Here is a 10,915-nt window from a genome sequence, read left to right as displayed (position 1 = left end):
ACCCACACCACCGCATCCAAAACGACACCACCAACCACCAAACCCTCGAACACCTCACCAACCTCGCCAGGCGAAGCCACCACCACCCGACCCACCACACCAGACAACACCGACACCACAGCCTCATCACCACCAACCACCAACACAGACCACCCCGACACATCACCCAAAGACACAGACTCCGCCACCCACCGCTCCGCCAAACCCACCACCACGGGCTCCGGTGGGGCAGCGACCTGTCGCAGCTCGAAGTCCCGGACGACGACGAGGAGCCGCCCGTCGTCGTCGAGCAGCCGGACGTCGAAGCGCGTCCGGTCGCCCTCGGTGGGTGCCCCAACCGACGGGGTGACGTACGCCCAGCAGTGGACGGGCAGCGGCGCGTACGGCTCGACCCGGCCGACCGCGTAGGGCAGGTAGAGCAGCTGCCCGGCGTCCGGGGTACCAGCGGCAGCCGAGGTTTCGGCATCGGACGCGCCGGTGACCCCGGTGACCGCCTGGAGGGCGGCGTCGAGCAGCGACGGGTGCAGCCCGAACCGCTCTGTCCCGGCGGCCAGGTCGGCCGGCAGTTCCAGCCGGGCCAACGCCTCACCGGGTCCGTAGCGCAGTTCGCGGATGAGCCGGAACGCCGGTCCGTAGCCGAGTCCGGCCGCGGCGAAGCCGTCGTAGCACTCCCGGCCGTCGCGTACCCGCACGCAGCGGGCCGCGATCGCGGCGGGGTCCATCCGCTCCGGCGTGCCGACCGGTTCGCCGTACTCGACCGTTCCCCGGGAGTACGGTCGGGCCTGCGGGTCCCCAGCGTCGCGTACCTCGAACGCCACCCGGCCGTCCGCCTCGACGCGCAGCGCGACGTCGACCGTCAGTCTGTCGCCGACCACCACCGGACGGACCCACACCACCCCGGTCAGCGCGGTGACCGTCGCGTCCGGCCGGGCCAGCTCGCCGGCCGCGCGGGCCAGCTCCAGGTGCGCCGTGCCGGGCAGGACCCGCTCCCCGCGCACCACGTGGTCGCGGACGTAGAAGTCCTGCGGATCGAGCACCGCCCGCTGGCAGAACCCGTTCAGGTCGGACACGTTGACGTCAAGCATCGGATGGTCGGAGGACATGCCACCGGCCCGGCTGGTCACACCGGCGGGGCCGGCGGGCGCGCCCGGCGTCACGTCGGTGAACCAGTACCGTTCCCGGGCGAACGGGTACGTCGGCAGGCTGACAATCCGTCCGTCACCCCGACGCGCCGCCCGCCAGTCGACCGCCTCCCCCGCCACGAACCGGGCCGCGACCCGGTGCGCCTGGTCCGCGCCGGACGGCTCCTCCACCGCGCCCTCGGCGATCCGCCGCAGCCGGCGTACCGTGTCGTCGTGGTCGGCAGCGACTACCACGGCCCGCGCGGCCATCGCGGTACGCCCGGTCTGCAGGGTGTATGCCACGTCGGCCAGCACCGGCCGCTCGCGCTCCAGATGCTCGGCGAGCCGGCCGGCCATTTCGCGCAGTCGCGCGCCGTCGCGCGCCGAAAGCGGCAACGCGTACGGGCCCGGCACCGGCACCGCCGGCGCCCGCTGGACGTACTCCTCCACCACCACGTGGGTGTTGTTGCCGGACATGCCGAACGAGCTGACCCCGGCCCGGCGGGGCTGCCCGGCCGGCGCCCGCCACGGCTCGACGGCGGTGTTCACCCGGAACGGGGAGCCGTCCAGGTCGAGGTACGGGTTAAGCGTGGTGAAGTTCGGCATGGCCGGAATTTCGCCGTGTCGCATGGAGAGGATCACCTTGATCAGCCCGGCCAGACCGGCGCACGCCTCCAGGTGGCCCAGGTGCGCCTTGGAGGAGCCGATCAGGCAGGAGCCGGCCGAGGGGGGCGGGCCGCCGTACTCGGTCATCGCCTGCCGCAACGCGTTGACCTCGATCGGGTCACCGAGCAGCGTGCCGGTGCCGTGCGCCTCCAGGTAGCCGAGGGTGCGCGGGTCGATTCCGGCATCGGCCCAGGCGTCCAACAGCAGACGGGTCTGCGCCTCCGGGCGGGGAGCGGTCGGGTTGTTGGCCCGGCCTCCGTGGTTGGTCGCCGAACCCTTGATCACCGCGTGCACCCGGTCGCCGTCGCGCAGGGCGGCGTCGAGGGGCTTGAGCAGTAGCGCGGCCACTCCCTCGCCGGGCACGTAGCCGTCGGCGGCGGCGTCGAACGTGTGGCACCGCCCGGTCGGGGACAGCGCCCCGGCCCGCGAGGTGTAGACGTAGTGCAACGGGCTGATCAGCAGGTTCGCGCCGGCCACCAACGCCGTCTCGCACTCGCCCGCGCGCAGTGCCCGCACCGCCAGGTGCAGCGCGGTCAGCGACGACGCGCAGGCGTTGTCCACCGGCAGGCTCGGCCCGTGCAGGTCAAACAGGTACGACAGCCGTCCGCTGAGCGACGACGGCACGCCGGTCACCGCCTGGTAGTCGGTGATCGGGACGCCCGCCCGGATGATCTCGTCCCAGTACTCGTGGAACGACACGCCGAGGTACAGGCCGGTGCGGCTGCCGCGCAGCCGGTCGGCATACCCGGCGTCCTCGGTGGTGCCGTGGACCACCTCGAGCAGGACCCGCAGCTGCGGGTCGAGCCAGATCGCCTCGCGGCGGGAGACGCCGAAGAACGCCGGGTCGAACTTGTCGGCCTCGATGAAGCTGCCCCATCGGGAGTACGTGCGGTTCGGTTCGGCCGGGTCGGCGTCGTACCAGTCCCGCCAGTTCCACCGGTCCGCCGGGATCTCGGTGACCAGGTCGGTGCCGGCGCGCAGTTGCGCCCAAAAGGCCTGTACGTCCGGGGAGCCGGCGAACCGGGCGTCCATGCCGATGACCGCGATGTCCCGCCGCGGGTCGCGGGACGGGTCCAACGCCACCACGGCGGGCGCCGACGCCGCCACGACCGCGGGAGCCGACACCGGCCCGGCGGGAGACTGGATCGGCGCGACGGCGGGAGCCGGCACGGGCGCGGCGGGGACGGACCCCTCGGTGCGGGCCGACATCGGCTCGGCGGCGGGCAGGCGGTGCTCCAGCACGTCGCCGTGCGCGGCCACCAGGGCGGCGGTCAGCTCGTCGATGGTCTGGTGCTCGAAGAAGAGCGTGGGATACAGCTCGATGCCGAGGTCGTTCTCGATCTCGCGGGTCAGTCCGATGAGGGTGCTCGAGTCGGCACCCAGTTGCATGAACGGCACCCGGCGGTCCGGGTTGGCTCCCGCCCCGGCGGCCTGGGTGAGCAGAGCGGCCAGGTACCCGGCGACCCGCTCAGCAAGTCCACCGGCGGCGGGGACGGCGGCTGCCGGACCGACCGTCGGGGCGACGCCCGGGGCCGGCGCGGCGGTGGCAGCCCCGGGATCGGGCTGGGTGACCACGCCCGAACCGACCCGGCGTACGGACAGCCCGCTGACGGCCAGCAGCACGGTGCCGGTGTCGTCGCAGTAGGTCAGGTCCATGCTGATGAGATCGGACCGCTCGCCGGTGATCTCGGCACGGCACCAGCAGTCGTCCGGCAGACCGGTGCCACCACCCCGGACGGCGCGGATCGCCACGGTGACCCAGGTGCTGCCGTCGGTCGGGGTGAGCAGAGCCGGCTCGAGCGCGGCGGCGCCGACGACGAAGCCGCCGTCGAGCAGGGCCGGGTGTACGGCAAGGTCGGTGACGGCGGCGCGGGCCGCCGGGTCGAGCCGCAGCCGACCGAGGGCACCGCCCGTGGTCAGCCACACCCGCTCGACGCTGCGCAGCGCCGGGTCGCGGGCGAGCAGCGGTACCGCCGCGACCTCGCTGGCGGCCCGTTCGGCGGTCGCCGCGGCGAGCAGCGCGGCGAGGTCGACGGGCTTGCCGGGGGCGGTGGGGGTGGTGAACTCCCCGGACACACTGCGCCGCTCGGGCCCGCCGTCCACCGTGTAGACGCTGTCGAAGCGGACCCGGTCGTGGTCGCGTCGGGCCCGGACGGTGACCGTCGCGGACTGCCCGGCGGTGAGCACGACCGGCTCGTGGAAGGCGACGTTGGCCAGATCAGCGCAGGCCCCGCCGGTCGACCTGGCCGCCTGCGCCACCATGGCGCAGTGCGCCATGCCGAGCAGCACCTGCTCGCCGAAGATCACGTGTGCGGCGAGGAACGGCTCGTCGTGCCGCCAGATCCGGCTCACCGGCTCCGGCACCGCCGGCCCGCTCAGGGCCGCGATCCGCTGGGTGACCTCCGCCCGGGTCAGCTCGCCACGGCCGAACGCCTCGAGCAGTTCCCGCACGTCGGAACGGGACGCGGTCACTCCACCGGCCCGGTCTGCAGTGCCGTGGTCGTGGTCGGTGCCCATCGTCCCTTGTCCTTCCACCCGACGAATCCACTGGGGCCGATCAGGCCCGCCGCAGCGGCCGGCGTCAGCGTGCCGGCCTGGATCCGATCGAGAATGTCGTCGAGTTCCGGCTTCCCGTTGCCGGCTTGCAGGTCGACGACCGGTCCCCCGGCCCGGACGTCGGTCACCGGATCGCCGACCCGGTAGTGCCGGCGCGCGAAGCGCGGCGGCGGCAACGGCCGCCGGTGCCCGGCCGGCCCCACGTGCCCGGCCAGCACCAGGTGCGCGTTGGTGCCGCCGAAGCCGAACGCGGAGACAGCGGCCCGGCGCGGCCGACCGGCCTCGTCCGGCCAGGGCAGGGGCCGGGTCACCGGGAAGAACGGCGACTCGGCGAACCGGAACCGGGGGTGCGGCCGGGCACAGTGCAGGGTCGGCGGGATCAGCTCGTGCCGCAGCGCGAGGACCACCTTGATCAGTGCGGCGGCGCCGGCCGCCCGCATCAGGTGCCCGATGTTGGACTTCACCGACCCCACCGCGCACCCCTGCGGGGCCGCGCCGTCCGCGCCGTACACGCTGGTGGCGGCCCGGATCTCGATCGGGTCGCCCAAGAGCGTCCCAGTGCCGTGCGCCTCCAGGTAGGAGATCTCCCCGGCGCGGACAGCGGCCGCGTCCAGCGCCCGACGCAGCACGTCACGCTGCCCGTCGAGGCTGGGCACGGTCAACCCCATCGTCCGTCCGTCGTTGTTGACCGCGCCCCCGAGGATCACCGCCCGGATGTCGTCGCCGTCGCGTACCGCCTCCTCGTACGGTTTGAGCAGCAGCAGGCCCGCGCCCTCGCCGGGCACGATGCCGTCGGCGCTCTCGTCGAAGACACGGCAGGCGCCGCCGGGTGAGAGCACCTCGGCCTTGCTGAAGCCGATGTGCAGGTAGCCGTCGGTGATCAGCTCGACGCCGCCGACGACCGCCAGGTCGCAGTCGCCCGTCCGCAGCGCCTGGCACGCCTGGTGGACCGCGACCAGCGCGGACGAGCAGGCCGTGTCGACGGTCTGGGACGGTCCCCGCAGGTCGAAGAAGTCGGAGACGCGGGCGGCGGCCATGTTCGGGATGGTGTTGACCACCGCCCGGCGCATCAGCCGGCCCGGCAGGCTCTCCAGCCGGCCCTTGAGGTAGTTGCTCTCGCCGCCACCGAGGAACACCCCGGCCCGCGTGCCGGCCAACTCCTCCGGGCGGTAGCCGGCGTCGTGCAGCAACTCCTCGGTCAGCTCGAGCATGACGCGGTGGTGTGGGTCCATGACCAGCGCGTCGTCCTCGTCGATGCCGAACCGGGCCGCGTCGAAGGCGAAGATGTCGCCGTCGAGGAAGCCACCCCACCGGGAGTACGTCCGCCCCTCGGCAGTCCGGTCCGGGCTGTAGAGCGCAGCCACGTCGAACCGGTCGGCGGGCAGTTCCCGGACCAGGTCCCGACCGGCGCGCAGGTGCTCCCAGAAGGCGTTCACCGTCGGGGAGCCGGGGAGCCGGGCGGCGAGCCCGATCACCGCGACACGCTGGTCGGTGGCGCGTCCGGCGCGGGCCGCGTCCGCACGGGCGGGAGTGGGCACCGGCGGAACCCCGACCGGCGACACGGCGACCGCTGGCGTGTCCGGGCCGGTGGGTGCCCCGGCGGCGGGCCACACCGGGACACCGACGGCCGGATCGAGACCGGGGGCTGGGACGGGGACCGGATCGGAGGCCGCGACGGCAGGAACGGACGCGGTTGCGCGGGTCGGGCCGGTGGTGGCCGGTGCGGTACGCACCCTGGCGGCGTGCAGGTGCCGGGCCAGCGCGCGCAGCGTGCCGTACTCGGCCAGCGCGCTCGGTTCCACGGCGGTGGCATACCGCTGCTCGATCCGGTTGAGCACGGTCATCATGAGGATCGAATCGAGGCCGTACGCGCCGAGGTCCTCCTCGGCATCCAGTTCACCGACGGGAATCTTGAGCACCTCGGCGCAGATCTCGGCCAGCGTCGACTCGATCTCCTGCGGGCTGTCGGCCGCGCCGCCCGCCGGGTCCTTGTCGGCCGGCCCGACCGGCGGCGGGACCGGCCCGACCGGCGCGGCGGCACAAAGACCCATCCGCTCCCGCAGGGTGTCCCGCCGGCCGTGCAGCACCCCCACGTACGGCAACCCGTGCGCGAGGGCGGACTCGAAGACGGCCAGCCCGGTCGCGGTCGGGATCGGCAGGGTGCCGGCGGTCCGTTCCAGGTGCGCGGCGGTCCGCTCGTCGACGCCCATCCCCCCGTCGGCCCAGAGACCCCAGCCGATCGAGAGGCTGCGCCCCCGTCGCTCGCCCCGCTCCCGCAGCCGGTCTCGGTGCGCCGCGTACACGTCGAGGAAGCGGTTGGCGTAGGCGTACTCGGCCTGACCCGGGTTGCCCACCGCACCGGCCGCTGACGAGAAGGACACGAACCAGTCGAGTTCGGCGTCGGCGGTGGCCGTGTCGAGCAGTCGGGTGCCGATGACCTTCGGGGCGCACACCGGCCCCCAGGCGTCGTCCCCCTTGGTTACCAGCAGCCCGTCCCGCAGCACCCCGGCGGCGTGCAGAACGCCCCGCAGCGGCGGGTACTTTCGTCCGAAGCGTCCGGCCAGTGCCGCCACCGCCATCCGGTCGGTGACGTCGACGGCCTCGTGGACCACCCGCACCGGCAGGCCGACGAGCCAGTCCCGGGCCGCCGCGTCCGGTGCGGAGCGGCCGGCGACGACCACCGTGCCGGCGCCCCGCTCGGCGAGGTACTCCACGAACAACCGGCCCAGCCCGCCCAGGCCGCCGGTGACCAGGTACGCCCCGTCCGGGCGGACCAGCGGCCGACCGGTGACGGCGGGGGCGGGCAGTTCCCGCCACTCGGCCACCCAGCGGCGACCGCCCCGCCACCGGACCTCCACGTCGGCGCCACCCCGCGCCGCCTCGACGGTCAGCGCGGCGGCGGTGACGGTGCCGTCGGTCTCCAGCGTGGACACCACGAGCCGGGGCTGTTCCAGCCGGGCGGTGCGGGCCAGCGCCGGCAGGCCATTCCCGGCCGGGGAACCCGCCGGGTGGGCGAGCAGCAGCCGCGCGTCCGCGCGGGCGGCGGCGAGCCGCCGGAGCGCGTCGTAGGCCCCACCGGCGTCGACCTCGGTGTACGAAAGGCCGGTGCCGATGGCGGCGGCCCGCAGCTCGGCGTTTGCCTCGACCAGCAGCAGCCGGGCGGCCGGCCCCTCCGACGCGACCTGCGGCAGGGCCGCCTCCCGCCAGTCGGCGGTGAACAGCAACGGCCCGACGCCGCGGTTCGCCGGTCGGTCCGCGACGTCCGCCGGGCTCGTGCCGGCCGGTACCGCCCGAGCGGTGGCGCCGGCCGGGCCGGTGCCGGTGAGCGCTCGCAGGGTCAGCCCGGCGATGCGGACCGCCGGCCGGCCTGCCTCGTCGACGATCAGGACGTCCACCTTGCGCAGCCGGGATCCGCCGGCCGGTGAGGCGTAGGCCCACCCGTTACGCGGCAGCGGCGCGTAACGGACCACCTCGGCCAACGCGAACGGCACGTACGCCTCCGGCACCCCGCCGTTCTCCGCGTCCAGCAGACCCATGGCGGTATGCAGCGCACCGTCGAGCACCGACGGGTGCAGGCCGGCAAGTTCGGCGTCGGAACAGCCCGCCGGCAGTTCCCAGCGGGCCAGCGCGCCCCCGGTGCCCCGGTACAGCTCACGGACGGCGCGGAAGGTCGGCCCGTACCCGAACCCGGCCGCGGCGAGCAGCCGGTAGCAGTCGTCACCCGGCACCGGTCCGGCCAGTCCGGCCCGGATCGCCGCGACGTCCAGCGGGGTGGCCGGCGCGGGCGGCTCCCCGCCGAGCAGGACTCGGCCCTGCGCGTACCGGACCGGTTCGCCGTCGGCGCCGGCAAGCTCGAAGCGGGCCCCACCGTCGGCGAGTGTGAGCGCGAGGTGCACCCGCAGCGGCGCGTCGACCCGCACCGGCTGTGCCCAGAGGACATCGCGGAGCCCGGTCACCGGGGCTTCCCCGGTCAGCTCCGCCGCCGCCCGCGCCATCTCCAGCACGGCCACCCCGGGCAGGGTCGGCCGGCCGGCAATCACGTGGTCGCGCAGGACCGACTCGGCACCGGACAGCAGGGTGGTGAACCGGGTCAGCGCCAGGGTGGAGGTGTTCGCGCCGAGCAGCGGATGAGGCCGGTCCTCACCCACCGGGCCCGGGGCGGGGGCGGAACCGGTCGGGCTGCCGGGGCCCGCGTCGGCCTGCCGGGGGAACCAGTAGCGCCCGGTGGCGAACGGGTACGTCGGCAGCGGCACGGTCCGGCCGGCGTCGTGTCCCGGAACAGTTGTCCAGTCGACGTCCACGCCGGCCACCCACAGCCGGGCGAGCTGGTCCCAGTTCCCGCAGGAGGTCAGCGCGCGCAGGTACTCCGCGCCGGCCGGACCGCGCACTAGGTCGCGGGCCACCTCACCGTCACGGACGGCGCCGTGGTGCACCCCGTCGGTTTCGCCGGCCAGGTAGGCGTCGAGCCGGTCCGCGAGTTCCGCCACGTTGGACACGACCAGCGCGAGGCGTTCCGCCATCGGCTCGCGCCCGACCCGCAGTGTGTGGGCGACGTCGACCAGCCGCAGCGCCGCGCCGGTGCCGTCGGCACCACCACCCGCCGGGCCGGAGCCGTCCGGACCGATGGCCGGGCCGGCGGTCGTGGCCGGGCCGGCGACGGCGAGCTGGCGCAGGGTGACGTCGGCGGAAAGTTCGTCGGCGTACCGGGTGACGCCGGCCGCCTCGGCGAGCCGACCGGCGAGGGTGGCCAGACCGATCACGTCGAGTCCCTGTTCGGCGAGGGGCTCGTCGGGGTCGAGGCGGCAGGCCGGTACGCCGAGCACCGCGCCAGCCAGCGCCGCCACCTCGGCCAGCCGGTCCGTGTCGCCACCATCGGCCGGTCCGGCGATCGGCACGGTCGCCCCGGTGTCGCCACCGGTGGACGCGCCCCGCAGGTACCCGGCCAGTCGCCCGGCATACGCGCGCAGCCGGTCATGGGTACGGGCGGACAACACGACCAGCTGCGGCCCGGTGGGCTCGGGTGTCGGCGCGGGTTGCGGGTACTCCTCGACCACGACGTGCGCGTTCGCGCCACCGGCGCCGAACGAGCTGATGCCGGCCCGACGCGGGACAGTGACGTGCCCGCCGTCGACCGGCACCCGGGGCTGCGCCCAGGCGGCCCGCTCCCCTTGCAGGTAGAACGGGGTGGCGGCCAGGTCGAGGTTCGGGTTGACCGGGTCGCAGTGCAGGGTTGGCGCCAGCGTGCGGTGCCGCATCTGGAGCAGCACCTTGGTCAGGCCGGCGATGCCCGCCGCCGCCTCCAGGTGCCCGATATTGGACTTCACCGATCCGAGCGCGCAGAACTGCCGGTCGGTGGTGCCCTCGCGGAACGCGGTGGTCAGGCCCGCGACCTCGATCGGGTCGCCCAGGTCCGTCCCAGTGCCGTGCGCCTCGATGTAGCTGACGGTGCGGGGGTCCACACCCCCGGCGGCCTGGGCGCGGGCCACGACGGCTGCCTGCGCGGCGGGGTTCGGCACGGTGTAACCGGTGGTGTAGCCGCCGTGGTTGACGGCGGTGCCCTTGATGACGCCGTACACGTGGTCCCGGTCGCGCAGCGCGGCGTCGAGGGGCTTGAGCAGGACCGCGCCGACTCCCTCGCCGGGCACGAAGCCGTCCCCGCCGGCGCCGAAGCTGCGACACCGGCCGGTCGGCGAGAGCATCCGCGCCTGGGACAGCGTCACGTACCGGGCGGGGTGCAGGTAGAGGTTGACCCCTCCGGCCAGAGCCAGGTCGCACTCGCCCGAGCGCAGGCTGTCGCAGGCGAGGTGCAGCGCGGTCAGCGACGACGAGCAGGCGGTGTCCACGGGCATGCTGGGGCCGCTCAGGTCGAGCAGGTAGGACACCCGGTTGGCCAACGACCACGGGGTGGTCTGCGGGTTGATCGGGTTGCCCCGGGCCCACTCGTGCGGCCCCCAGAGCAGGTACGTGTAGCTGGTGACACCGGCGAAGACGCCCACCGAGCGGGCCTGGGTACGCAGCCGCCGGCGCGGGTAGCCGGCCGACTCGAACGCCGCCCAGGCCACCTGGAGGAAGAGGCGCTCCTGGGGGTCCATCACCTCGGCCTCGCGCGGCGAGATGCCGAACAGCAGGGGGTCGAACTGGTCGATGCCGTCGAGGAAGGCACCCCAGCGCGAGTACGACCGGCCCTCGGCCGCGCGTTCCCGGTCCGGGTCGTAGAACCCGTCGGTGTCCCAGCGGTCGGCCGGGATCTCCGTGACGCAGTCGTCGCCGGACACCAGCCGGCGCCAGAAGGCGTCGACGTCCTCCGCGCCCGGGTAGCGACCGCTGAGGCCGATCACCGCGATGTCCGCCACCGCCTCCGGCGAGGTGACGACGGCGTGCGGGACGCAGGCGGCGCCCGGCCCGGTCCGCGTGGCCCGGTCGGTGCGGCTGCTGGCCGCCGCCACGCCGGACCCCGCCGTCGCGGCCGGGGCCGATGCGGCAGCCTGGCCGGTCACCGGCTCCGCCATCGGGGCCGGCTCCGCCGCCGCGACCGGGGCGGAGGCCGCCGGAGCGGAGACGGGTGGCACGGG

3 protein-coding genes are annotated in these 10,915 nt (G+C 74.9%); 1 reads left to right on the top strand and 2 read right to left on the bottom strand.

Features of this window, described 5'->3' with window-relative positions; translation table 11 throughout:
* The coding region (locus E1258_RS24970; RefSeq protein ID WP_207919703.1) for a beta-ketoacyl synthase N-terminal-like domain-containing protein at window positions 1-4,304 on the bottom strand (4,304 nt) is incomplete at its 3' end.
* Window positions 4,256-10,696, bottom strand: a complete 6,441-nt coding sequence (locus E1258_RS24965) for an SDR family NAD(P)-dependent oxidoreductase (protein ID WP_207919702.1) — start codon at window positions 10,694-10,696, stop codon at window positions 4,256-4,258. The genes E1258_RS24965 and E1258_RS24970, both read right to left, overlap by 49 nt.
* On the opposite strand from E1258_RS24965, the gene E1258_RS34060 reads away from it, so the two are divergent.
* Window positions 10,686-10,915 (top strand): hypothetical protein (locus tag E1258_RS34060; protein WP_207919701.1); only part of this gene is annotated, 230 nt, incomplete at its 3' end. The two genes, E1258_RS24965 and E1258_RS34060, sit on opposite strands and share 11 nt — an antisense overlap.

The organism is Micromonospora sp. KC207, from assembly GCF_004348615.1.
Classification (GTDB): domain Bacteria; phylum Actinomycetota; class Actinomycetes; order Mycobacteriales; family Micromonosporaceae; genus Micromonospora.
This window is presented reverse-complemented; position numbering and strand designations above follow the sequence as displayed.